General features: G+C 56.4%; 15 protein-coding genes, 2 tRNA genes, 1 rRNA gene and 1 riboswitch. Of the genes, 12 read left to right on the plus strand and 6 right to left on the minus strand.

Translation table 11 applies throughout. The annotated features are described in order from the left end of the window. Positions 1 to 139 precede the first annotated feature (139 nt). Together rpoB and rpoC are read left to right on the plus strand one after the other, a co-directional pair. Positions 140 to 4168, plus strand: coding sequence for a DNA-directed RNA polymerase subunit beta (rpoB, locus tag D8B20_RS00975; RefSeq protein ID WP_145886289.1), 4029 nt, complete (start codon positions 140 to 142; stop codon positions 4166 to 4168). Between the two features lie 77 nt (positions 4169 to 4245). Then, complete coding sequence (gene rpoC, locus D8B20_RS00980; protein ID WP_145886291.1) at positions 4246 to 8469, plus strand: DNA-directed RNA polymerase subunit beta'; 4224 nt, start codon at positions 4246 to 4248, stop codon at positions 8467 to 8469. Positions 8470 to 8537: 68 nt separating this feature from the next. Here the strand turns inward: rpoC and D8B20_RS00985 are convergent, their stop codons facing one another. Next, entirely contained in the window at positions 8538 to 8726 is a 189-nt protein-coding gene (locus tag D8B20_RS00985; protein WP_145886293.1) for a DUF1127 domain-containing protein, read from the minus strand. Between the two features lie 176 nt (positions 8727 to 8902). Here D8B20_RS00985 and D8B20_RS00990 point away from each other — a divergent pair, with 176 nt between their 5' ends. Further along, entirely contained in the window at positions 8903 to 10354 is a 1452-nt protein-coding gene (locus D8B20_RS00990; RefSeq protein ID WP_145886295.1) for an aminotransferase-like domain-containing protein, read from the plus strand. Positions 10355 to 10495: 141 nt separating this feature from the next. On the opposite strand, the gene thiE is transcribed toward D8B20_RS00990, so the two are convergent. The 3 genes from thiE to rsd all read right to left on the minus strand — a co-directional run bounded on the left by thiE (position 10496) and on the right by rsd (position 13904). Beyond that, positions 10496 to 11161, minus strand: a complete 666-nt coding sequence (thiE, locus tag D8B20_RS00995) for a thiamine phosphate synthase (RefSeq protein ID WP_145886297.1) — start codon at positions 11159 to 11161, stop codon at positions 10496 to 10498. A 2-nt stretch (positions 11162 to 11163) separates the two neighbouring features. Continuing rightward, positions 11164 to 13083 carry a phosphomethylpyrimidine synthase ThiC gene (gene thiC / locus D8B20_RS01000; RefSeq protein ID WP_145886299.1) on the minus strand — a complete coding sequence of 640 codons (1920 nt, stop codon included), beginning with the start codon at positions 13081 to 13083 and terminating at the stop codon, positions 11164 to 11166. 91 nt (positions 13084 to 13174) lie between these two features. Next, positions 13175 to 13275, minus strand: a riboswitch (TPP riboswitch). A 122-nt stretch (positions 13276 to 13397) separates the two neighbouring features. Beyond that, positions 13398 to 13904, minus strand: coding sequence for a sigma D regulator (gene rsd / locus D8B20_RS01005; protein WP_145886301.1), 507 nt, complete (start codon positions 13902 to 13904; stop codon positions 13398 to 13400). A 90-nt stretch (positions 13905 to 13994) separates the two neighbouring features. Here rsd and nudC point away from each other — a divergent pair, with 90 nt between their 5' ends. The 6 genes from nudC to D8B20_RS01035 all read left to right on the plus strand — a co-directional run bounded on the left by nudC (position 13995) and on the right by D8B20_RS01035 (position 18394). After that, positions 13995 to 14768 (plus strand): NAD(+) diphosphatase, encoded by a 774-nt coding sequence (gene nudC, locus D8B20_RS01010; protein WP_145886303.1) that lies wholly within the window; start codon positions 13995 to 13997, stop codon positions 14766 to 14768. Positions 14769 to 14807: 39 nt separating this feature from the next. Then, positions 14808 to 15875: a uroporphyrinogen decarboxylase gene (gene hemE / locus D8B20_RS01015; RefSeq protein WP_145886305.1), complete on the plus strand. Its 1068-nt coding sequence runs from the start codon at positions 14808 to 14810 to the stop codon at positions 15873 to 15875. A gap of 2 nt (positions 15876 to 15877) precedes the next feature. Beyond that, on the plus strand, positions 15878 to 16546 hold the full coding sequence (gene nfi / locus D8B20_RS01020; protein ID WP_145886307.1) for a deoxyribonuclease V: 669 nt from the start codon (positions 15878 to 15880) through the stop codon (positions 16544 to 16546). 62 nt (positions 16547 to 16608) lie between these two features. Next, a complete protein-coding gene (locus tag D8B20_RS01025) occupies positions 16609 to 17199 on the plus strand; it encodes a YjaG family protein (protein ID WP_145886309.1) in 591 nt (196 codons plus the stop codon). Positions 17200 to 17387: 188 nt separating this feature from the next. Continuing rightward, positions 17388 to 17660, plus strand: coding sequence for a nucleoid-associated protein HU-alpha (gene hupA / locus D8B20_RS01030; protein ID WP_006121511.1), 273 nt, complete (start codon positions 17388 to 17390; stop codon positions 17658 to 17660). Positions 17661 to 17728: 68 nt separating this feature from the next. Next, positions 17729 to 18394 (plus strand): DUF1481 domain-containing protein, encoded by a 666-nt coding sequence (locus D8B20_RS01035; RefSeq protein ID WP_145886310.1) that lies wholly within the window; start codon positions 17729 to 17731, stop codon positions 18392 to 18394. A 27-nt stretch (positions 18395 to 18421) separates the two neighbouring features. On the opposite strand, the gene purD is transcribed toward D8B20_RS01035, so the two are convergent. Both purD and purH read right to left on the minus strand, forming a co-directional pair. Further along, the gene (purD, locus tag D8B20_RS01040; protein ID WP_145886312.1) at positions 18422 to 19702 is read right to left on the minus strand and encodes a phosphoribosylamine--glycine ligase; all 1281 of its coding nucleotides are present in this window, start codon (positions 19700 to 19702) and stop codon (positions 18422 to 18424) included. Positions 19703 to 19720: 18 nt separating this feature from the next. Continuing rightward, positions 19721 to 21310, minus strand: coding sequence for a bifunctional phosphoribosylaminoimidazolecarboxamide formyltransferase/IMP cyclohydrolase (purH, locus tag D8B20_RS01045; protein ID WP_145886314.1), 1590 nt, complete (start codon positions 21308 to 21310; stop codon positions 19721 to 19723). A 626-nt stretch (positions 21311 to 21936) separates the two neighbouring features. On the opposite strand from purH, the gene D8B20_RS01055 reads away from it, so the two are divergent. From D8B20_RS01055 to D8B20_RS01065, 3 genes are all read left to right on the plus strand, one after another. Further along, positions 21937 to 23478, plus strand: a 16S ribosomal RNA gene (locus D8B20_RS01055). Positions 23479 to 23551: 73 nt separating this feature from the next. Beyond that, a tRNA-Ile gene (locus tag D8B20_RS01060) sits at positions 23552 to 23628 on the plus strand. 143 nt (positions 23629 to 23771) lie between these two features. Next, a tRNA-Ala gene (locus D8B20_RS01065) sits at positions 23772 to 23847 on the plus strand. Positions 23848 to 23978 lie beyond the last annotated feature (131 nt).

Here is a 23978-nt window from a genome sequence, read left to right on the forward strand (position 1 = left end):
CGATGAAATGATTTAAGAGTGATAGAAAGATGTATTGCATGGGGTGCCGCGCATCGCATGAAAAACAAAATAGTGTTGCATGAACTGTCCCTTCAGGACGGACAGCGTGGGTCGACTTGTCAGCTAGCTGAGGAACCCTATGGTTTACTCCTATACCGAGAAAAAACGTATTCGTAAGGATTTTGGTAAACGTCCACAAGTTCTGGATGTGCCTTATCTCCTTTCTATCCAGCTTGACTCGTTCCAGAAGTTTATCGAGCAAGATCCAGAAGGCCAGTACGGTCTGGAAGCAGCCTTCCGCTCCGTATTCCCAATCGCGAGCTACAGCGGCAACTCTGAGTTGCAGTATGTCAGCTACCGCCTGGGTGAGCCTGTCTTTGACGTAACTGAATGTCAGATCCGTGGCGTGACTTACTCAGCACCGCTGCGCGTGAAACTGCGTCTGGTGATCTACGAGCGCGAAGCGCCGGAAGGCACCGTAAAAGACATTAAAGAACAAGAAGTGTACATGGGCGAAATTCCGCTCATGACCGACAACGGTACCTTTGTTATCAACGGTACTGAGCGTGTTATCGTTTCTCAGCTGCATCGTAGTCCTGGCGTATTCTTTGACAGCGATAAGGGTAAAACGCACTCTTCCGGTAAAGTGCTGTATAACGCACGTATTATCCCTTACCGCGGTTCATGGCTCGACTTTGAGTTTGACCCGAAAGACAACCTGTTCGTCCGTATTGACCGTCGCCGTAAGCTGCCGGCCAGTATCATCCTGCGCGCGCTGGATTACACCACTGAGCAGATCCTCGATCTGTTCTTTGAAAAAGTGGTGTTTGAAATCCGCGACAACAAGCTGCAGATGGAACTGGTGCCTGAGCGCCTGCGTGGTGAAACCGCCTCCTTCGATATCGAAGCCAACGGTACGGTCTACGTTGAGAAAGGTCGTCGCATCACTGCACGTCATATCCGTCAGCTGGAAAAAGACAACATTCAGCATATCGAAGTGCCGGTTGAGTACATCGCAGGCAAAGTGGTCGCGAAAGACTACATCGATCTGAATACTGGTGAGCTGATTGTTCCGGCGAACATGGAACTGTCACTGGATCTGCTGGCAAAACTGAGCCAGTCCGGTCACAAGCGCATTGAAACGCTGTTCACTAACGATCTGGATCACGGCCCGTACATCTCCGAGACCCTGCGTGTTGACCCAACCAACGATCGCCTGAGCGCGCTGGTTGAGATCTACCGTATGATGCGTCCGGGCGAGCCGCCAACGCGTGAAGCGGCAGAAAATCTGTTTGAGAACCTGTTCTTCTCAGAAGATCGTTACGATCTCTCTGCGGTAGGCCGCATGAAGTTCAACCGTTCTCTGCTGCGCAATGAGATCGAAGGTTCCGGTATTCTGAGCAAAGACGACATCATCGAAGTGATGAAGAAGCTCATCGGAATCCGTAACGGTATCGGCGAAGTGGATGATATTGACCACCTCGGCAACCGTCGTATTCGTTCCGTTGGCGAAATGGCCGAAAACCAGTTCCGCGTAGGTCTGGTGCGTGTAGAGCGTGCGGTGAAAGAGCGTCTCTCTCTGGGCGACCTCGACACCCTGATGCCGCAGGACATGATCAACGCCAAGCCAATTTCGGCGGCGGTGAAAGAGTTCTTTGGCTCAAGCCAGCTGTCCCAGTTCATGGACCAGAACAACCCGCTGTCTGAAATTACGCACAAACGTCGTATTTCTGCACTGGGTCCGGGCGGTCTGACCCGTGAACGTGCCGGCTTCGAAGTGCGAGACGTACACCCGACTCACTACGGTCGCGTCTGCCCAATCGAAACGCCGGAAGGTCCGAACATCGGTCTGATCAACTCCCTGTCTGTTTACGCGCAGACCAACGAATATGGCTTCCTTGAGACGCCGTACCGTCGCGTTGTAGATGGCAAAGTCAGCGATGAAATTCATTACCTCTCTGCGATTGAAGAGGGTAACTACGTTATCGCGCAGGCGAACACCAACCTGGCAGAAGATGGCAGCTTTGTTGACGATCTGGTCACCTGCCGTAGCAAAGGTGAATCGAGCCTGTTCAGCCGCGATCAGGTTGACTACATGGACGTTTCGACCCAGCAGGTCGTTTCCGTCGGTGCGTCATTGATCCCGTTCCTGGAGCACGATGATGCTAACCGCGCCCTGATGGGTGCGAACATGCAACGTCAGGCAGTACCCACCCTGCGTGCGGACAAGCCTCTGGTCGGTACCGGTATGGAACGTGCTGTTGCGGTCGACTCCGGTGTAACCGCGGTGGCGAAACGTGGTGGTACCGTTCAGTACGTGGATGCATCCCGTATCGTTATCAAAGTTAACGAAGATGAGATGTACCCGGGCGAAGCGGGCATTGATATCTACAACCTGACCAAGTACACCCGCTCTAACCAGAACACCTGTATCAACCAGATGCCGTGTGTCTCTCTGGGTGAGCCAATCGAGCGTGGCGACGTGCTGGCTGACGGCCCGTCTACCGACCTCGGTGAACTGGCGCTGGGTCAGAACATGCGCGTGGCGTTCATGCCATGGAACGGTTACAACTTCGAAGACTCCATCCTCGTTTCCGAGCGTGTTGTTCAGGAAGACCGTTTCACCACCATCCATATTCAGGAACTGGCTTGCGTGTCGCGTGACACCAAACTGGGGCCGGAAGAGATCACCGCGGATATCCCGAACGTGGGTGAAGCTGCGCTCTCCAAACTGGATGAATCCGGTATCGTTTATATCGGTGCGGAAGTGACCGGTGGCGACATTCTGGTCGGTAAAGTGACGCCGAAAGGTGAAACTCAGCTGACGCCGGAAGAGAAGCTGCTGCGTGCGATCTTCGGTGAAAAAGCCTCTGACGTTAAAGATTCGTCACTGCGCGTACCGAACGGCGTGTCTGGTACCGTTATCGACGTTCAGGTCTTTACCCGCGATGGCGTGGAAAAAGACAAACGCGCGCTGGAAATCGAAGAGATGCAGCTGAAGCAGGCGAAAAAAGACCTGTCGGAAGAACTGCAGATCCTTGAAGCGGGTCTGTTCAGCCGTATCCAGGCTGTGCTGATCGCCGGCGGCGTGGAAGCAGAGAAGCTGGAAAAACTGCCTCGTGAGCGCTGGCTGGAACTCGGCCTGACTGACGAAGAGAAGCAGAATGCGCTGGAGCAGCTGGCTGAGCAGTATGACGAGCTGAAGCACGAGTTTGAGAAGAAACTCGAAGCCAAGCGTCGCAAAATCACTCAGGGCGACGATCTGGCACCAGGCGTGCTGAAAATCGTCAAAGTGTATCTGGCCGTTAAACGTCAGATCCAGCCGGGTGACAAAATGGCAGGTCGCCACGGTAACAAAGGTGTTATCTCCAAGATCAACCCGATCGAAGATATGCCTTACGATGAGAACGGCACGCCGGTCGATATCGTACTGAACCCGCTGGGCGTACCGTCACGTATGAACATCGGTCAGATTCTGGAAACCCACCTCGGGATGGCGGCTAAAGGCATTGGTGAGAAAATCAATGCAATGCTGAAGAAGCAGGAAGAAGTCGCCAAACTGCGTGAGTTTATCCAGCGTGCTTATGACCTGGGCACGGATGTGCGTCAGAAAGTTGACCTGAACACCTTCTCGGACGATGAAGTGCTGCGTCTGGCTGAGAACCTGAAAAAAGGTATGCCAATCGCAACGCCAGTGTTCGATGGTGCGAAAGAGATCGAAATCAAAGAGCTGCTGCAGCTCGGCGGCCTGCCTTCTTCCGGTCAGATCACCCTGTTCGACGGCCGTACCGGTGAGCAGTTCGAGCGTCAGGTAACCGTAGGTTACATGTACATGCTGAAACTGAACCACCTGGTCGACGACAAGATGCACGCACGTTCTACCGGCTCTTACAGCCTCGTTACGCAGCAGCCGCTGGGTGGTAAGGCGCAGTTCGGTGGTCAGCGCTTCGGTGAGATGGAAGTGTGGGCACTGGAAGCATACGGTGCCGCGTATACCCTGCAGGAAATGCTGACTGTTAAGTCTGATGACGTGAATGGTCGTACGAAGATGTATAAAAACATCGTCGACGGCAACCATCAGATGGAACCGGGCATGCCGGAATCCTTCAACGTACTGTTGAAAGAGATTCGCTCGCTGGGTATCAACATCGAGCTGGAAGACGAGTAAGCACTCGCAAGTACTGGTTATGGGACGTGCACTTCGGTGTGCGTCCCTGAGAGTTCCACTCCGACGGGAGCTAATCCGTGAAAGACTTACTTAAGTTTCTGAAAGCGCAAACTAAGACCGAAGAGTTTGACGCGATCAAAATTGCGCTGGCTTCGCCAGACATGATCCGTTCCTGGTCCTTCGGTGAAGTGAAAAAGCCGGAAACCATTAACTACCGTACCTTCAAGCCGGAGCGTGACGGTCTTTTCTGCGCCCGTATTTTCGGACCGGTAAAAGATTACGAGTGCCTGTGCGGTAAGTACAAGCGTCTGAAACACCGCGGTGTGATCTGTGAGAAGTGTGGCGTTGAAGTCACGCAGACCAAAGTGCGTCGTGAGCGTATGGGCCACATTGAGCTGGCTTCACCTACGGCCCACATCTGGTTCCTGAAATCACTGCCATCCCGCATCGGCCTGCTGCTGGATATGCCGCTGCGTGATATCGAGCGCGTGCTGTACTTCGAATCCTACGTGGTTGTTGAAGGCGGCATGACCAACCTGGAAAAACGTCAGATTCTGACGGAAGAGCAGTACCTTGACGCGCTGGAAGAGTTCGGTGACGAATTCGACGCGAAGATGGGTGCGGAAGCTATCCAGGCGCTGCTGAAAAATATGGATCTGGAGCAGGAGTGCGAGCAGCTGCGTGAAGAGCTGAACGAAACCAACTCTGAGACCAAACGTAAGAAGCTGACCAAGCGTATCAAACTGCTGGAAGCGTTCGTACAGTCTGGCAACAAGCCAGAGTGGATGATCCTGACCGTTCTGCCGGTACTGCCGCCAGATCTGCGTCCGCTGGTACCGCTGGATGGTGGTCGTTTCGCTACGTCGGATCTGAACGATCTGTATCGTCGCGTAATCAACCGTAACAACCGTCTGAAGCGTCTGCTGGATCTGGCTGCGCCAGATATCATCGTACGTAACGAAAAACGTATGCTGCAGGAAGCGGTAGATGCCCTGCTGGACAACGGCCGTCGCGGTCGTGCCATCACCGGCTCTAACAAACGCCCACTGAAATCGCTTGCCGACATGATCAAAGGTAAGCAGGGTCGTTTCCGTCAGAACCTGCTGGGTAAACGTGTTGACTACTCCGGTCGTTCGGTTATCACCGTAGGTCCATACCTGCGTCTGCATCAGTGCGGTCTGCCGAAGAAAATGGCCCTGGAGCTGTTCAAACCGTTCATCTACGGCAAGCTGGAACTGCGTGGTCTTGCTACCACCATCAAAGCTGCCAAGAAAATGGTTGAGCGTGAAGAAGCGGTAGTCTGGGATATCCTGGACGAAGTGATTCGCGAACACCCGGTCCTGCTGAACCGTGCACCAACCCTGCACCGTCTGGGTATTCAGGCGTTTGAACCGGTTCTGATCGAAGGTAAAGCGATCCAGCTGCACCCGCTGGTTTGTGCGGCTTATAACGCCGACTTCGATGGTGACCAGATGGCTGTTCACGTACCGCTGACGCTGGAAGCCCAGCTGGAAGCGCGTGCGCTGATGATGTCAACCAACAACATTCTGTCGCCAGCGAACGGTGAGCCAATCATTGTTCCATCACAGGACGTTGTTCTGGGTCTGTACTACATGACCCGTGACAAAGTGAACGCCAAAGGCGAAGGCATGGTGCTGACCGGCCCGAAAGAAGCTGAGCGTGTTTATCGCGCAGGCCAGGCCGAGCTGCATGCGCGCGTTAAAGTGCGTATCACTGAGTACACCAAAAATGAGCAGGATGAGCTCGTTGCGAAAACCAGCCTGATCGACACGACCATTGGCCGTGCGATTCTGTGGATGATCGTGCCGAAAGGTCTGCCTTACTCCATCGTCAACCAGGCGCTGGGTAAAAAAGCCATTTCGAAGATGCTGAACACCTGTTACCGCATCCTCGGCCTGAAGCCGACCGTTATCTTTGCTGACCAGACCATGTACACCGGTTTTGCTTACGCAGCCCGTTCAGGTGCGTCTGTCGGTATCGACGATATGGTTATCCCGGCTAAGAAAGCGGAAATCATCGCCGAAGCAGAAGCGGAAGTGGCTGAGATCCAGGAACAGTTCCAGTCTGGTCTGGTAACTGCTGGTGAACGTTATAACAAAGTCATCGATATCTGGGCTGCCGCGAACGAACGCGTCTCCAAGGCGATGATGGATAACCTGCAGACTGAAACGGTGATCAACCGTCACGGTGAAGAAGAGCAGCAGGTTTCGTTTAACAGCATTTACATGATGGCCGACTCCGGTGCGCGTGGTTCTGCGGCACAGATTCGTCAGCTGGCAGGTATGCGTGGTCTGATGGCGAAGCCAGATGGCTCCATCATCGAAACGCCAATCACCGCGAACTTCCGTGAAGGTCTGAACGTACTCCAGTACTTCATCTCGACGCACGGTGCGCGTAAAGGTCTGGCGGATACCGCACTGAAAACCGCAAACTCCGGTTATCTGACCCGTCGTCTGGTTGACGTGGCGCAGGACCTGGTTGTGACCGAAGATGACTGTGGCACGTTCGAAGGCATCATGATGACTCCGGTCATCGAAGGTGGCGACGTTAAAGAGCCGCTGCGTGAGCGTGTGCTGGGCCGTGTAACGGCAGAAGACGTGCTGAAGCCGGGCACTGCGGACATTCTGATCCCGCGTAACACCCTGATCGATGAGCACTGGTGTGACGTGGTGGAAGAGAACTCCGTTGACGCCATTAAAGTGCGTTCGGTCGTAAGCTGTGAAACCGACTTCGGTGTGTGTGCACACTGCTACGGTCGCGATCTGGCACGTGGTCACATCATCAACAAAGGTGAGGCCATCGGCGTTATCGCAGCACAGTCCATCGGTGAGCCGGGTACTCAGCTGACGATGCGTACGTTCCACATCGGTGGTGCGGCATCGCGTGCGGCTGCTGAATCCAGCATTCAGGTGAAGAACAAAGGTACTATCAAGCTGACCAACGCCAAGTCAGTAACCAACTCCTCCGGGAAGCTGGTTATCGTTTCGCGTAACGTTGAGCTGAAAATGATCGACGAGTTCGGTCGTACCAAAGAGAGCTATAAAGTGCCTTACGGTGCAGTGATGGCGAAAGGTGATGGCGAGCAGGTTGCCGCGGGCGAAACCGTAGCGAACTGGGATCCACACACCATGCCGGTTATCACTGAAGTGGGTGGTTTCATCCGCTTTACCGATATGATCGACGGTCAGACCATTACCCGTCAGACTGACGACCTCACCGGTCTGTCATCGCTGGTGGTACTGGATTCCGCAGAGCGTACTTCGGGTGGTAAAGACCTGCGTCCGGCACTGAAAATCGTTGATGCCAACGGTAACGACGTTCTGATCCCGGGTACCGATATGCCTGCGCAATACTTCCTGCCTGGTAAAGCGATTGTACAGCTGGAAGATGGCGTCAAGATCAGCTCGGGTGATACCCTGGCGCGTGTGCCGCAGGAATCTGGCGGTACCAAGGACATCACCGGTGGTCTGCCGCGCGTTGCGGATCTGTTCGAAGCGCGTCGTCCGAAAGAGCCAGCTATCCTGGCGGAGATCAGCGGTATTATCTCCTTCGGTAAAGAGACCAAAGGCAAGCGTCGTCTGGTGATCACGCCGGTTGATGGCAGCGATCCGTACGAAGAGATGATTCCGAAATGGCGTCAGCTGAACGTATTCGAAGGTGAGCGTGTTGAACGCGGTGACGTCGTTTCTGACGGCCCGGAATCACCACACGATATCCTGCGTCTGCGTGGCGTCCATGCGGTGACCCGTTATATCACCAACGAAGTGCAGGAAGTTTACCGCCTGCAGGGCGTTAAGATTAACGATAAGCACATCGAAGTCATCGTGCGTCAGATGCTGCGTAAAGCGACCATCATGAACGCGGGTAGCTCGGAGTTCCTGGAAGGCGAGCAGGCAGAAGTCTCTCGTATCAAGATCTCCAACCGCGATCTGGAAGCGAACGGCAAAATCGGTGCAACCTACATGCGCGATCTGCTGGGTATCACCAAAGCGTCTCTGGCAACCGAGTCGTTCATCTCTGCAGCATCGTTCCAGGAGACCACCCGTGTCCTGACCGAAGCCGCAGTAGCAGGTAAGCGCGATGAACTGCGCGGTCTGAAAGAGAACGTTATCGTGGGTCGTCTGATCCCGGCAGGTACCGGTTACGCTTACCATCAGGATCGTATGCGTCGCCGTCAGGCAGGCGAAGTACCGGCAGCACCGCAGGTTACTGCGGATGAAGCCTCTGCCAGCCTGGCTGAACTGCTGAACGCAGGTCTGGGCGGAAGCGACGACGAGTAATCGTCTGCTGCGTCAGCTGACCAATAAAAAACCCTGCTCCGGCAGGGTTTTTTTTCGCCCGGCGTTTCTTAGCACTGACGATCGATATCCTGTCGCGTCAGGCCAATATCGCGCAGCTGCGCGTCGCTCAGGTTCGCCAGCAAGAGACGGGTCTGCCGTTTCGCGTGCCAGCGCTTCACTACGCGTACTAACCCACGCAACATATCCGGTAACGTGACGTTAAACGGTTTTGCGGCCCGATTCTGATCGAATTCCATAATCTTCGTCCTCAGTGTGATGTATGAGGCCCATTCTCCGTTGATCGCACTGCGCAATACAGACGCAAAAAAAACATATCTTCTGCATACAGATTGCCTTTCACCCTATCTGAATGGTAGAAAAGCCTTTCATCTGTACCGGTTTTCCGGTCACTCCTGTCTGAAAGAGGCACACAATGACGCGCTATCAGCATCTGGCCTGTTTGTTATCGGACCGTATTGAACAGGGGCTGTACCGTAGCGGCGAGCGACTGCCTTCGGTGCGTACCCTGAGTCTGGAACACGGCGTCAGCATCAGTACCGTGCAGCAGGCCTACCATCTGCTGGAAGAGAAGCTGCTGATTGTGCCGCAGCCGCGTTCCGGCTATTTCGTGGCCACGCGCAAAGCCACCCCGCCGGTGCCTGCGCTGACGCGACCGGTGCAGCGCCCGGTTGAGATCACGCAGTGGGACGCGGTGCTGGAATTGCTCAGCAGCCGGACCGGCGGCGATACCCTGCAGCTCGGCAGTGGCATGCCGGATTTATCACAGCCAACGCTGAAACCCCTATGGAAAATCATGGCGCGCCAGGCGCAGAAGCAGGATATCGCCACGCTTAACTACGACAGTCTGCTGGGCGTGACGGCCCTGCGCGAAGAGGTCGCGCGCCTCGCCATCGACAGCGGCTGTCAGCTGACGGCGGAGGATATTGTTATTACCACCGGCTGCCATGAGGCGCTGTCGGCCTCGGTGCGTGCGGTCTGCGAGCCGGGCGATATTATCGCCGTCGAATCGCCGGCTTTTCATGGCACCATGCAGACGCTGCGCGGCTTCGGCATCCGGGCGATTGAGATCCCGACTGATTCGGTAACCGGCATCAGCCTTGAAGCCCTTGAGCTGGCGTTTGAACAGTGGCCAATCAAAGCCGTGGTGGTGGTGCCCAACTGCAATAACCCGCTGGGTTTTATCATGCCGGAAGCACGCAAGCGCGCGCTGCTGACGCTGACGCAACGCTTCGATGCCGCCATCATTGAGGACGACGTATATGGCGAGCTGGCGTGGGAGTATCCGCGGCCAATTACCCTGAAATCGCTGGATATGGATGGCCGCGTGCTGCTGTGCAGCTCCTTTTCTAAAACGCTGGCACCGGGTCTGCGTGTGGGCTGGGTCGCGCCGGGGCGCTATCGCGATCGCGTGTTGCACATGAAATACATCGGCACCGGCTCGACGGCAACGCAGCCGCAGCACGCGGTGGCGGAGTTTATCCGCCAGGGGCACTACCTGCCGCACCTGCGCCGCATGCGTCAGGTGTATCAGCGCAACTATGAAACCTTCAGCTGCTGGGTGCGTCATTACTTTCCCTGCGGCATTTGCGTGTCGCGGCCGCAGGGCAGTTTTCTGATGTGGGTTGAGCTGCCGGAAGCGTTTGACGCCGTGCGGATGAATGCTGAATTGCGGGCGCTGAATATTCAGGTCGCCGTAGGATCGCTGTTTTCGGCGTCGGGGAAATACCGCAACTGCCTGCGTCTGAATTATGGCCTGCCGATGAATGCGCAGACCGAGCGGGCGGTGGCGCAGCTGGGCGCGGCGATTGAGCGTGCGATGCATGCAGCCAGTACCGATGCACCTGCTTCCTCCGTGACGGATTAGCGTGAAGGGCAGGGCCGGACAGAGAGTCGGGGAAGCCAGCCCTGGCCCGCTGCAAGCGACAGCGGGCAGGCTTACTTTAGCGATCTCCTGTATCGGTACCAGTGCTGAAGATTGAGGCTGTGCAACGGATTCCGCGTTTCGTTATCCGGATACAGAAGATGACGGCGTCTCTGCGATCCCGCTTCCGGCGCCTGCGATATCCAGCAGCTGCCGGGTGGCAGCACGCCAGTCCGGCGCCTGGGTAATCGCGCTCACCACCGCAATGCTGCCGACGCCGGTGGCTTTCACCTCTGGCGCACGTGCCAGTGTGATTCCGCCAATGGCGACGGTAGAAATATGCGGTAAGCGCGCCAGATGGCGCTTCAGTTCCGTCAGGCCCTGCGGTGCGGAAGGCATCTCTTTGGTCTGCGTCGGGAAAATGTGGCCAAGGGCAATGTAAGAGGGGCGCAGCGCCAGCGCGCGATCCAGTTCGGCGTCGTCATGCGTGGAGATCCCCAGACGCAGGCCGGCGTTACGAATGGCAGCCAGATCGGCCACCTCCAGATCCTCCTGACCAAGATGCACACCATAAGCCTGATACTGAATAGCCAGCCGCCAGTAATCGTTGATAAACAGGCGGGCACGATACTGTTTGCCGAGCGCGATGGCGGTACGCACCGCCTCCTCGACCTCATGCTCCTGACGATCTTTAATGCGCAGCTGGATAGTCCGCACCCCGGCGTCCAGCAGGCGTGCGATCCACGCCGTGCTGTCGACCACCGGATAGAGCCCCAGCTGCGGGGCGGTCGCGGGAAAAGCGTGTGTCATGATTATTCCTCTTTCAGGGCATCGGCGGCGTGATAGAGTTCGCCGCCGCGGCTGCGGAAGGCATCGGACATCTGTGCCATGCCGATCGCCACCGGCTGCGCCTCCGCTTCCTGGCGGGCAGCAAATTCCCGCACCTCCTGGGTGATTTTCATTGAGCAGAATTTCGGGCCACACATTGAGCAGAAGTGCGCCACTTTGCCGGACTCCTGTGGCAGTGTCTCATCATGAAAAGCGCGTGCCGTATGCGGATCAAGGGCGAGATTAAACTGATCCTCCCAGCGAAATTCAAAGCGCGCTTTCGACATAGCGTTATCGCGGATCTGCGCGCCGGGATGGCCTTTGGCAAGATCGGCCGCGTGGGCAGCGATCTTGTAGGTAATCAGCCCCTGCTTCACATCCTCTTTGTTGGGCAGGCCCAGATGCTCTTTCGGCGTGACGTAGCACAGCATGGCGCAGCCAAACCAGCCGATCATGGCGGCACCAATGCCGGAAGTGAAATGATCGTAGCCCGGCGCAATATCCGTGGTCAGAGGGCCAAGCGTGTAAAATGGCGCTTCGTGGCAGTGTTCCAGCTGCTCGGTCATATTGCGGCGAATCATCTGCATTGGCACATGACCCGGGCCTTCAATCATCACCTGTACATCGTATTCCCAGGCAATTTGCGTCAGCTCGCCCAGCGTGCGCAGTTCGGCGAACTGGGCTTCATCGTTGGCATCCTGCACTGAACCCGGACGCAGACCGTCGCCCAGCGACAGCGAGACATCGTAAGCGGCGCAGATTTCGCAAATCTCGCGGAAGTGCTGATACAGGAAGTTCTCCTGATGGTGCGACAGGCACCATTTCGCCATGATCGAGCCGCCGCGTGAAACGATACCGGTCAGGCGCTTCGCGGTCATTGGCACATAACGCAGCAGTACGCCCGCGTGAATAGTAAAGTAATCGACGCCCTGTTCTGCCTGCTCCAGAAGCGTGTCGCGGAAAACTGCCCAGCTCAGATCTTCGGCAATCCCGTTCACTTTTTCCAGCGCCTGATAGATGGGCACGGTGCCAATGGGCACCGGACTGTTACGCAGAATCCATTCGCGCGTTTCATGGATATAGCGGCCGGTAGAGAGATCCATTACCGTATCCGCCCCCCAGCGCGTTGCCCACACCAGCTTTTCCACTTCCTCTTCGATTGAGGAGCTGACCGCAGAGTTGCCAATGTTGGCGTTAACCTTCACCAGGAAATTTCGTCCGATAATCATCGGTTCCGATTCCGGGTGATTGATATTGGCCGGAATAATGGCGCGGCCGCTGGCCACTTCCTGGCGGACAAACTCCGGGGTGATATTTTGCGGCAGCTGCGCGCCAAAACTGTGGCCCGGATGCTGCTGTAACAGCACTTCGCTGCGAATGCGTTCACGGCCCATGTTCTCGCGCAGGGCAATAAACTCCATCTCGGGCGTAATGATGCCCTGGCGCGCATAGTGCAGTTGGGTAACCCGCCGGCCACGAATGGCGCGGCGCGGTTGGGGCAGGTGTTCAAAGCGCAGGTGGTCAAGGCCGTCATCGGCAAGACGCTGCTGGGTGTAGGCGGAACTTTGCTGGCGCAGCGTTTCGCTGTCGCCACGCTCTTCGATCCAGCCGGCGCGCAGTTTCGCCAGGCCGCGATGGACATCAATGGCCGCCGCCGGATCGCCATATGCGCCGGCGGTGTCATAGACCGGCACTGGTTCATTTTCGGCGTAATGCGGCTGATCTTTCGTACCGCCAGTGTGGGTAGGGCTGAGCTGGATTTCACGCATCGGCACCCGGATATCCGGCCGGCTGCCGGTGATCCAGATACGCGTTGAATTGGGGAACGCGGTTCCCTGCAGTGAATCAATGAATTCCTGCGCCCGGGCGCGTTGCTCGCGACGAGAAGGTTTAGCATCAGACATAGCAAATTTCCTGTCATTAAGGGGAAGTTGCTTGTCCGGAGTCCGGAAGGAGTAAGCGTGCCGTTACCGGCGGAACGCCAGCCACACGCTGATACTGACTACTCTTGTTCCCTTCGCAGGTACTAACCTGATCAGGTTCCGCGGATCCCGAATGAACGGTCTCAGCCCGATAGGGCACTCCGACAAGGTGTACGTCTCAGGGTGTCCGCTGCTGCAGCGACACCCCCAACGTTATGCCTCTGGCAGGCATAAAAAAACCCACTCAGCATAAGAGGGGTTTTCAGGAATCACAAGTTTTTTACCACCGCGCCGGCTTAAGCGGGACGGGCAATGGTGCTGTCGTTGGCGACCGGCGGGCGCGCCAGCTGGTTATCCCAGGCAAGCTGAATCAGTTTATCTTCCAGGGTAAAACGCGACTCCAGCGCTTCACCGACTTCCGACAGCGCCTGCTGGAAATCCACGCAGTTGTCGTCATTGATCGCCTGCTGCAGATGACTGTCATACAGCTGCATGATGCGGTCGGTGTTGCTCTCCAGCGCCGGAAAAATCTGTGCGGACGCAATCATCGGGCTGTCGCCTTCCATCTCTTTGATGATGCGTTCATAAATACCAAAGTGGCCAGCAGAGAGATAGTCGACCAGATAGTGACAGAAACCGTCCAGCGCCTCTTCATCCAGCGCGCTCAGCGCTTCTTTGTGCGGCTTCATGCCAATTAAAGCGTAGTAAGCAACAAGCAGTTGCCGGCGGTCGCGCAACCAGGCGTCGACGAATTCATTACCGCCACCTACACGCCTGGTCAGGTTATCTAACTGGGTAAGCATACGGGACTCCAGGTGAGTTATAGTTGTTTATTACACACACTTAACAGCATGATTTCAGCGTGCCATTTGACGCTAAGGACAACGATTAAGATGCAACGTGAGATCTCAAGCGTAGACGCTGGCTGGTGGATTGTCAGCTCGGAACAGAAACTTTGGTTGCCGCAGGGCGCGTTGCCGCATGGCTTAGCCGCAGAATTTGGTCTGGTGGGCTGTCAGGGACTGCAGATCGGCGAATGGCTGGGGGAAAATGTCTGGCTGATACGTGAAGCGCGTCCGGAAAGCATGGCCTCTGTTCGTCAGCTGATCGACGAAGATGTCGGCCTGTTCCAGCTGGCCGGACGCGGTGTGCAGCTGGCAGAATTTTACCGTTCGCATCGCTGGTGTGGATACTGCGGTCATGAAATGCAGTTCAGTAAGCGCGAGTTCGCCTGCCTGTGTCACCACTGCCATGAACGCTACTATCCGCAGATTGCGCCCTGCATTATCGTGGCGATCCGCCGCGGTGAAGAGATCCTGCTGGCAAATCACGCCCGTCATCGCAACAGCATCTACACCGTGCTGGCGGGTTTTGTTGAAGTCGGCGAAACGCTGGAGCAGGCGGTAGCGCGGGAAGTGATGGAAGAGAGCAATGTCCGGGTGAAAAATGTGCGCTATGTGACCTCCCAGCCGTGGCCATTCCCGCACTCGCTCATGATGGCCTTTATGGCCGAATACGACGGTGGTGAGCTGCAGCATGACGGCAAAGAGCTGCTGGATGCCGGCTGGTTCCGCTACGACGACCTGCCGTTACTGCCACCGCCGGGCACTGTCGCACGCCGGCTGATTGAAGACACGGTGGCGCTGTGCCGCGCCAGCGCGGCCTGAAAATGCTACACTGCCGCCCTTAGCATGAGAGAGCCCATTATGAGTGAACTGAAGAACGATCGTTATCTGCGCGCCCTGCTGCGCCAGCCGGTAGATGTTACCCCTGTCTGGATGATGCGCCAGGCCGGACGCTATTTGCCGGAGTACAAAGCCACCCGCGCCGAGGCCGGTGATTTTATGTCGCTGTGTAAGAATGCGGAGCTGGCGTGTGAAGTCACCCTGCAGCCGCTGCGCCGTTATGCGCTGGATGCGGCGATCCTCTTCAGCGATATTCTGACCATTCCGGATGCGATGGGACTGGGGCTGTACTTTGAAACCGGCGAAGGGCCACGTTTCTCCCGCCCGATTACCTGCCGTGCGGATGTAGACAAACTGCCCGTGCCCGATCCGGAAGACGCGCTGGGCTACGTGATGAATGCCGTGCGCACCATCCGCCATAACCTCAAGGGTGAAGTACCGCTGATCGGTTTTTCCGGTAGTCCGTGGACGCTGGCTACCTACATGATTGAAGGTGGCAGCAGCAAGGCGTTCACCAAAATCAAAAAAATGATGTACGCCGATCCGCAGACGCTGCATGCGATGCTGAACAAACTGGCGGATAGCGTCATTCTTTACCTGAACGCGCAAATCAAAGCCGGTGCGCAGTCGGTAATGGTGTTCGACACCTGGGGCGGCGTGCTGACCGGTCGGGATTACCGCGAGTTTTCGCTGTATTACATGCATAAAATCGTTGATAGCGTACTGCATGAAAACGAAGGGCGTCGCGTGCCAATCACCCTGTTCACCAAAGGCGGCGGGCAGTGGCTGGAAGCGATGGCAGAGACCGGCTGCGATGCGCTGGGACTGGACTGGACCACCGATATCGCTGATGCGCGTCGCCGTGTCGGGCACAAAGTGGCGCTGCAAGGCAACATGGACCCGTCTATGCTGTATGCACCGCCTGCGCGCATTGAGCAGGAAGTCGCTGGCATTCTGCAAGGCTTTGGCGCAGGCGAAGGGCATGTATTTAACCTCGGCCACGGCATCCATCAGGATGTGCCACCCGAACATGCGGGGGCGTTTGTCGAGGCGGTGCATCGTTTGTCACGACAGTATCATCAGGAATAAGCATGGATTTAGCCGCACTACGTCAGGAACAGTTACAACGCGCCGCTCATGTAGTGCGGCAGGATGACTTTGATGTCATGCCGCCGCGCCTGATTGGCGGTGCCGATGTCGGATTTGAACAGGGCGGTGAGGTGACCCGCGCCGCGCTGGTTATTCTGGAATACCCTTCATTAACGCTGGTGGAGCATCGCATTGCGCGCATTGCCACCACCATGCCGTATATCCCCGGTTTTCTCTCTTTCCGCGAAATCCCGGCGCTGCAGGCCGCCTGGCAGCAACTTTCACAGCAGCCCGATCTGCTGTTTGTGGACGGGCACGGCATTTCCCACCCGCGTCGCCTGGGGGTGGCAGCGCATTTCGGCTCGCTGATCGATGTGCCGACCATTGGCGTGGCCAAAAAACGCTTATGCGGACGGTTTGCCGATCTCGACCCGACGCCCGGCAGCCGGCAGCCGCTGATGGACAAAGGAGAACAGATTGGCTGGGTATGGCGCAGTAAAGCGCGCTGCAACCCGCTGTTTGTCTCGACGGGCCATCGCGTCAGCCTCGACAGCGCACTGCATTGGGTGGAAGCCTGCATGGCGGGTTATCGTCTGCCGGAGCCCACCCGCTGGGCCGATGCGGTAGCCTCCGGCCGGCCCGCTTTTATGAAGTGGCAAAATGCGCGCTGACGCTGTTTGTCTGCGGCTTTTGCGGTACACTGCCGCCAGCTAATCTACCGAGAGTAAGTTTGATGTTACAGAACCCCGTCCATTTGCGTCTGGCGAAGCTGGAAAGCTGGCAGCACATGACTTTTATGGCCTGTCTGTGTGAGCGAATGTTCCCGAATTACTGGGCCTTTTGTCAGCAGACCGGATTCGCCGATGCGCAGCTTTATCGCCGTATTCTTGATCTGGTCTGGGAAAGCCTGACGGTGAAGGATGCCAAAATCAATTTCGACAGCCAGCTGGAGAAACTGGAAGCGGCAATCCCGAACGGGGATGATTTTGACGTTTACGGTGTTCACCCGGCGATTGATGCCTGCGTGGCGCTCAGTGAAGTCCTGCACGCACAGCTGAGCGGCGAAACGCTGGAGCACGCTATTGAGGTCAGCCGCACGTCAATTACCACCGTCGCCATCCTGGAAATGACGCAGGCCGGTCGCGAAATGAGCGACGACGAGCTGCGTGAAAACCAGGCGGTAATTGACGAATGGGATCTGCAGTGGGAGATTTTCCGCCTGCTCGCAGACTGCGAGGAACGGGACCTCGAACTGATCAAAGGGTTGCGTTCAGACCTGCGTGAAGCGGGAATCAGTAACATCGGTATAAATTTTCAGCAATAAGGCGAGAAAACGTGACTTCAGGCCCGAATTACCGAGCCTGGAGGCTTCACATCGGCCCCCTGTCTGGTCTACATTTGGGGGGCTGAAAATTGTGGCTATCGGTGCGTGCAGGCTGAAGAGTGCCAGAATATGGCTTTTCCCTCGCACTCGTTGCTTAGCAGGCGATAAATACACTTTAAGGATAACTTATGAACAAGACTCAACTGATTGATGTGATCGCAGAGAAAGCGGACCTGTCTAAAACCCAGGCTAAAGCTGCGCTGGAATCTACCCTGGCTGCGATCACTGAGTCTCTGAAAGAAGGTGATGCTGTACAACTGGTTGGTTTTGGTACTTTTAAAGTGAACCACCGCGCTGAGCGTACCGGTCGCAACCCGCAGACTGGCAAAGAGATCAAAATCGCTGCAGCTAACGTGCCGGCGTTCGTTTCTGGTAAAGCGCTGAAAGACGCTGTTAAGTAAGTTTCCCGCATCGCGGTTTAGCTTTAAAAGAGGGGCGTTTTCGCCCCTTTTTGTCACCGGGGCCTGCCATGCTGACTACTGTTTCTCAGCGCGTCTGCGCCTTGCTGCTGGGGGCTCTGCTCACCGGCTGCCATGCCACTCCCGATCTTCCGGCTTTCTCCGCCAGCGGCTATCTTGCCGACCGCGGCACCGTGCGCATCTGGCGTAAAAACGGTGACCATCAGGCCGTTCATCTGCGCACTGTCTACACCCCCTTTAATGGCGACAGCAGGGAAACCACCGACTACAGCTGGCAGGGCGATCAGCTGCTGAGCGTGGAACGGCACGTAACCGGCAAACAGCCGGACGACGTCACGCTGCGCTTTGATCATCAGGGCAATCTCAACTTTATGCAGCGTCAGCTGTCCGGACGACGCGAAGCGGTCAGCAGCGACAGTATTGCGCTGTATCGTTTTGATGCACAGCGGATGCTGGCACAAAGTAACGCCTTGCTGAGCGGGCGGGTGCTGCTGCGTCAGGGCCACTGGCTGGGCGGTAATCAGGTACGCGACTGCGAAGGCAGGGTGGTGACGGTCGGGTTTGACCGCGATACGCTGGCGTCACTCGACCGGCAGCAGCAGCGGCAATCATCACGGCTGAGCGTTTCCTGGCTGGAGGCGCCGGAAGGTATTCAGCTGCTGCGCGCCACGCCGGATGACGAGTGCCGCTGGCAGCCCACGGAGAGTGATTTATAGCGGCGGTCGCCTGACCGCCGCCCGGGCTTAACGGCGATTGATCGCGCGGTAGCCAATATCACGGCGGCAGAAGCTGCCATCCCAGGAGACAGACTCTGCCAGCGCATACGCCTGCTTTTGCGCTGAGGCGATGTCATCGCCCAGCGCGGTGACGCACAGCACGCGACCGCCGCTGGTTACAACATTGTCATTCTGCAGCGCAGTGCCGGCGTGGAACACTTTTCCGTCCGGCACTTCTTCCAGCGGCAGACCGTGGATGATGTCGCCGGTGTTGTAATTGCCCGGGTAGCCGCCTGCCGCCAGCACCACGCCCAGCGACGGACGCGGATCCCACTGCGAGGTCTGCTGATCCAGCTTGCCTTCCACCGCGGCTAGGCACAGTTCTACCAGGTCCGACTGCAGGCGCAGCATAATGGGCTGGGTCTCCGGATCGCCAAAGCGGCAGTTAAACTCAATGACCTTCGGCTGACCGGCTTTATCGATCATCAGGCCGGCATAGAGAAAACCGGTATAGGTATTGCCTTCGGCTTTCATACCGTTAACGGTTGGCCAGATGATCTGATCCATCACGTGCTGGTGGATTTCATCCGTGACCACCGGCGCAGGCGAGTAGGCGCCCATGCCACCGGTGTTCGGGCCGGTGTCGCCGTCGCCGACGCGCTTGTGATCCTGGCTGGTGGCCATCGGCAGTACATGATCGCCATCGACCATGACAATAAAGCTGGCTTCTTCGCCGTCCAGAAACTCTTCAATCACAATACGGTGGCCGGCATCGCCAAACGCATTCCCCGCCAGCATATCCTGCACGGCGGCTTCCGCTTCTTCCAGCGTCATCGCCACGATCACGCCTTTACCGGCGGCCAGACCATCGGCTTTGATGACAATCGGCGCGCCTTTCTCACGCAGATACGCCAGCGCCGGTTCCACTTCGGTAAAGTTCTGGTATTCCGCAGTAGGGATCTGCTGACGTGCCAGAAAGTCTTTGGTGAACGCTTTTGATCCTTCCAGCTGTGCTGCGGCCTGGGTCGGTCCAAAGATCTTCAGACCGGCAGCGCGGAAGGCATCGACCACGCCAATCACCAGGGGAGCTTCCGGCCCGACGATCGTCAGATCGATCGCTTCCTCACGCGCAAACGCCACCAGCGCGGGAATATCCGTCGCGCTGATGGCGACGTTCTGCAGTAGCGGTTCCAGCGCCGTGCCTGCGTTACCCGGCGCGACAAAAACGGTTTCAGCCAGCGGTGACTGTGCGGCTTTCCATGCCAGTGCGTGTTCACGCCCGCCATTACCAATCACTAAAATTTTCATTGTTGCTGCTCCTGATACTTAATGGCGGAAGTGGCGCATGTCGGTGAAGATCATAGCAATGCCGTGTTCATCAGCGGCAGCAATCACTTCTTCGTCACGAATTGAGCCGCCAGGCTGAATAACACAGGTAATGCCGACAGCCGCGGCCGCATCAATGCCGTCGCGGAACGGGAAGAACGCATCAGATGCCATCGCAGAGCCTTTCACTTCCAGCCCTTCGTCTCCGGCTTTGATGCCGGCAATTTTGGCGGAATAGACACGGCTCATCTGGCCGGCACCGATGCCGATGGTCATGTTATCGCGCGCATAGACAATGGCGTTGGATTTCACGAATTTTGCGACTTTCCAGCAGAACAGGGCATCCTGCAGCTCCTGTCCGGTAGGCTGACGCTGAGTCACCACGCGCAGCTGGCTGGCTTCCACCATTCCGAGGTCGCGGTCCTGTACCAGCAGGCCGCCATTAACGCGTTTGAAATCCAGTCCGGCAACGCGGCTCTGCCACTGGCCGCAGACCAGCACGCGCACGTTCTGTTTGGCCGCGGTGACACGCAGTGCCGCCTCGCTGGCTGAAGGCGCGATGATCACTTCCACAAACTGACGGCTGATGATCGCCTGCGCAGTGGCTTCATCCAGCTCGCGGTTAAACGCAATGATGCCGCCGAAAGCAGAAGTGGGATCGGTCTTATAGGCGCGTTCGTAGGCTTCAAGGATCGTTGTGCTGGTGGCAACGCCGCATGGGTTGGCATGTTTAACAATAACGCAGGCGGGTTCGGCAAACTCTTTTACGCACTCCAGCGCGGCATCGGTATCGGCAATGTTGTTATAGGAGAGCGCTTTGCCCTGTACCTGCTGCGCCGTGGCCACCGAAGCTTCGCTAACCTGCTCTTCTATATAGAAGGCGGCGTCCTGATGGCTGTTCTCGCCATAGCGCATATCCTGCTTTTTAATGAAGTTCAGATTAAGGGTGCGCGGGAAACGGCCGGCCGGGGCCTGGCTGTCACTGTGATAAGCCGGCACCAGACTGCCAAAGTAATTGGCAATCATGCTGTCGTAAGCGGCCGTGTGTTCAAAGGCTTTAATCGCCAGGTCAAAACGCGTTTCCAGCGTCAGCGCCTGTTCGTTGGCATCCATCTCAGCAATGATGGCGGGGTAGTCACTGCTCTTCACCACAATTGCGACGTCTTTATGGTTCTTGGCCGCGGAGCGCACCATGGTCGGGCCGCCGATATCGATATTCTCTACCGCATCTTCCAGGCTGCAGTCTGGTCTGGCAACGGTCTGCGCAAAGGGATACAGGTTAACGACCACCATGTCGATAGGCTGGATAGCGTGTTCTGCCATGATTGCGTCGTCAGTACCGCGACGTCCCAGAATGCCGCCATGAATTTTCGGGTGCAGCGTTTTAACGCGTCCATCCATCATTTCCGGGAAGCCGGTATAGTCAGACACTTCGGTAACGGGCAGGCCTGCATCTGCCAGCAGGCGCGCAGTTCCACCTGTGGAGAGCAGTTCAACACCGCGACGAGAGAGGGCCTGAGCAAATTCGAGGATACCGGCTTTGTCTGAGACACTCAGCAGAGCGCGGCGTACTGGACGACGTTGTTGCATGGTGGTTTTATCCCTTGGCTTTGTTTCGCGTAAATAAGAGCGTTACATCAAGCTTAGCGTTTCTTCTATATAGAAAAGCGCACCTGCTTCATGTAACGCCCCAAAAGGGGCGTCCCTGACGTCGCCGGGCATTGTAGCGAAAACGTTTGCGCGATGCTCGCCTAAATTTATCCGGCGGCGCTTATGTGGATAAGTTTGTGTGTAAGTGGGTATAAGGCGGCCTTTTGCTGTGGAATGCAGCGAACGGTTGTTTTTATTGAATTTAGCGGTTGCGTGCGCCGAACAACTCCCTATAATGCGCCTCCATCGACACGGCACAACGGCTTACGGAATGCGGTGTTGACAGGAAGCTTCGCTAAGAACTTCCGCCGGAGAAAAACTTCTGAAAAAGAGGTTGACTCTGAAGGAGGAAAGCGTAATATACGCCACCTCGCGACAGCAGGCAGTACGCCGCGTCGCACCGCTCTTTAACAATTTATCAGACAATCTGTGTGGGCACTCACGGGATTGATATCATAAGCCTCCGGGCTTGAAAAAATATCAAGACTCTGCTGAGTGAACACGTAATTCATTACGAAGTTTAATTCACAGAGCATCGCTGCACTCGTTGCAGCAAATCAAACTTTAAATTGAAGAGTTTGATCATGGCTCAGATTGAACGCTGGCGGCAGGCCTAACACATGCAAGTCGGACGGTAGCACAGAGGAGCTTGCTCTTCGGGTGACGAGTGGCGGACGGGTGAGTAATGTCTGGGAAACTGCCCGATGGAGGGGGATAACTACTGGAAACGGTAGCTAATACCGCATAACGTCGCAAGACCAAAGTGGGGGACCTTCGGGCCTCACACCATCGGATGTGCCCAGATGGGATTAGCTAGTAGGTGGGGTAACGGCTCACCTAGGCGACGATCCCTAGCTGGTCTGAGAGGATGACCAGCCACACTGGAACTGAGACACGGTCCAGACTCCTACGGGAGGCAGCAGTGGGGAATATTGCACAATGGGCGCAAGCCTGATGCAGCCATGCCGCGTGTATGAAGAAGGCCTTCGGGTTGTAAAGTACTTTCAGCGGGGAGGAAGGCGGTAAGGTTAATAACCTTGCCGATTGACGTTACCCGCAGAAGAAGCACCGGCTAACTCCGTGCCAGCAGCCGCGGTAATACGGAGGGTGCAAGCGTTAATCGGAATTACTGGGCGTAAAGCGCACGCAGGCGGTCTGTTAAGTCAGATGTGAAATCCCCGGGCTTAACCTGGGAACTGCATTTGAAACTGGCAGGCTTGAGTCTCGTAGAGGGGGGTAGAATTCCAGGTGTAGCGGTGAAATGCGTAGAGATCTGGAGGAATACCGGTGGCGAAGGCGGCCCCCTGGACGAAGACTGACGCTCAGGTGCGAAAGCGTGGGGAGCAAACAGGATTAGATACCCTGGTAGTCCACGCCGTAAACGATGTCGACTTGGAGGTTGTGCCCTTGAGGCGTGGCTTCCGGAGCTAACGCGTTAAGTCGACCGCCTGGGGAGTACGGCCGCAAGGTTAAAACTCAAATGAATTGACGGGGGCCCGCACAAGCGGTGGAGCATGTGGTTTAATTCGATGCAACGCGAAGAACCTTACCTGGCCTTGACATCCAGAGAACTTAGCAGAGATGCTTTGGTGCCTTCGGGAACTCTGAGACAGGTGCTGCATGGCTGTCGTCAGCTCGTGTTGTGAAATGTTGGGTTAAGTCCCGCAACGAGCGCAACCCTTATCCTTTGTTGCCAGCGGCTCGGCCGGGAACTCAAAGGAGACTGCCGGTGATAAACCGGAGGAAGGTGGGGATGACGTCAAGTCATCATGGCCCTTACGGCCAGGGCTACACACGTGCTACAATGGCGCATACAAAGAGAAGCGACCTCGCGAGAGCAAGCGGACCTCATAAAGTGCGTCGTAGTCCGGATTGGAGTCTGCAACTCGACTCCATGAAGTCGGAATCGCTAGTAATCGTAGATCAGAATGCTACGGTGAATACGTTCCCGGGCCTTGTACACACCGCCCGTCACACCATGGGAGTGGGTTGCAAAAGAAGTAGGTAGCTTAACCTTCGGGAGGGCGCTTACCACTTTGTGATTCATGACTGGGGTGAAGTCGTAACAAGGTAACCGTAGGGGAACCTGCGGTTGGATCACCTCCTTACCTGAAGATACCTTCCCGCGCAGTGCTCACACAGATTGTCTGATAGAAAAGTAACGAGCAGAAAAACCTCTACAGGCTTGTAGCTCAGGTGGTTAGAGCGCACCCCTGATAAGGGTGAGGTCGGTGGTTCAAGTCCACTCAGGCCTACCATATTCGCACTCATGCTGCGTTATGTCTCCGGCTCGCATAGTTCACTATGCTTCGCGGAAACATGCCCTGCCTGAGCACGAATGATATTCCTCAGGGAATATACTCGGTTGAGTGGTAGTAGACGGTTTCTGCAGTGACTGCATGGGGCTATAGCTCAGCTGGGAGAGCGCCTGCCTTGCACGCAGGAGGTCAGCGGTTCGATCCCGCTTAGCTCCACCATACAGTCCTGAAAAACACTTCAGAGTGTGCTGCATAAGCATACTGCGAAGTATTTGCTCTTTAACAATCCGGAACAAGCTGAAAATTTGAAACGAACGCGCCGCGTATTTCCCCGTAACAGGAAATAAGGC

The organism is Candidatus Pantoea soli (assembly GCF_007833795.1).
Classification (GTDB): Bacteria; Pseudomonadota; Gammaproteobacteria; order Enterobacterales; family Enterobacteriaceae; genus Pantoea; species Pantoea soli.

Excerpts from the sequence above, each read along its gene's own strand:
- rpoB (WP_145886289.1), top strand. The coding sequence starts at position 140 with ATGGTTTACTCCTATACCGAGAAAAAACGTATTCGTAAGGATTTTGGT.
- D8B20_RS00985 (WP_145886293.1), bottom strand. The coding sequence starts at position 8,726 with ATGGAATTCGATCAGAATCGGGCCGCAAAACCGTTTAACGTCACGTTA.
- D8B20_RS00990 (WP_145886295.1), top strand. The coding sequence starts at position 8,903 with ATGACGCGCTATCAGCATCTGGCCTGTTTGTTATCGGACCGTATTGAA.
- thiE (WP_145886297.1), bottom strand. The coding sequence starts at position 11,161 with ATGACACACGCTTTTCCCGCGACCGCCCCGCAGCTGGGGCTCTATCCG.
- thiC (WP_145886299.1), bottom strand. The coding sequence starts at position 13,083 with ATGTCTGATGCTAAACCTTCTCGTCGCGAGCAACGCGCCCGGGCGCAG.
- rsd (WP_145886301.1), bottom strand. The coding sequence starts at position 13,904 with ATGCTTACCCAGTTAGATAACCTGACCAGGCGTGTAGGTGGCGGTAAT.
- nudC (WP_145886303.1), top strand. The coding sequence starts at position 13,995 with ATGCAACGTGAGATCTCAAGCGTAGACGCTGGCTGGTGGATTGTCAGC.
- hemE (WP_145886305.1), top strand. The coding sequence starts at position 14,808 with ATGAGTGAACTGAAGAACGATCGTTATCTGCGCGCCCTGCTGCGCCAG.
- nfi (WP_145886307.1), top strand. The coding sequence starts at position 15,878 with ATGGATTTAGCCGCACTACGTCAGGAACAGTTACAACGCGCCGCTCAT.
- D8B20_RS01025 (WP_145886309.1), top strand. The coding sequence starts at position 16,609 with ATGTTACAGAACCCCGTCCATTTGCGTCTGGCGAAGCTGGAAAGCTGG.
- hupA (WP_006121511.1), top strand. The coding sequence starts at position 17,388 with ATGAACAAGACTCAACTGATTGATGTGATCGCAGAGAAAGCGGACCTG.
- D8B20_RS01035 (WP_145886310.1), top strand. The coding sequence starts at position 17,729 with ATGCTGACTACTGTTTCTCAGCGCGTCTGCGCCTTGCTGCTGGGGGCT.
- purD (WP_145886312.1), bottom strand. The coding sequence starts at position 19,702 with ATGAAAATTTTAGTGATTGGTAATGGCGGGCGTGAACACGCACTGGCA.
- purH (WP_145886314.1), bottom strand. The coding sequence starts at position 21,310 with ATGCAACAACGTCGTCCAGTACGCCGCGCTCTGCTGAGTGTCTCAGAC.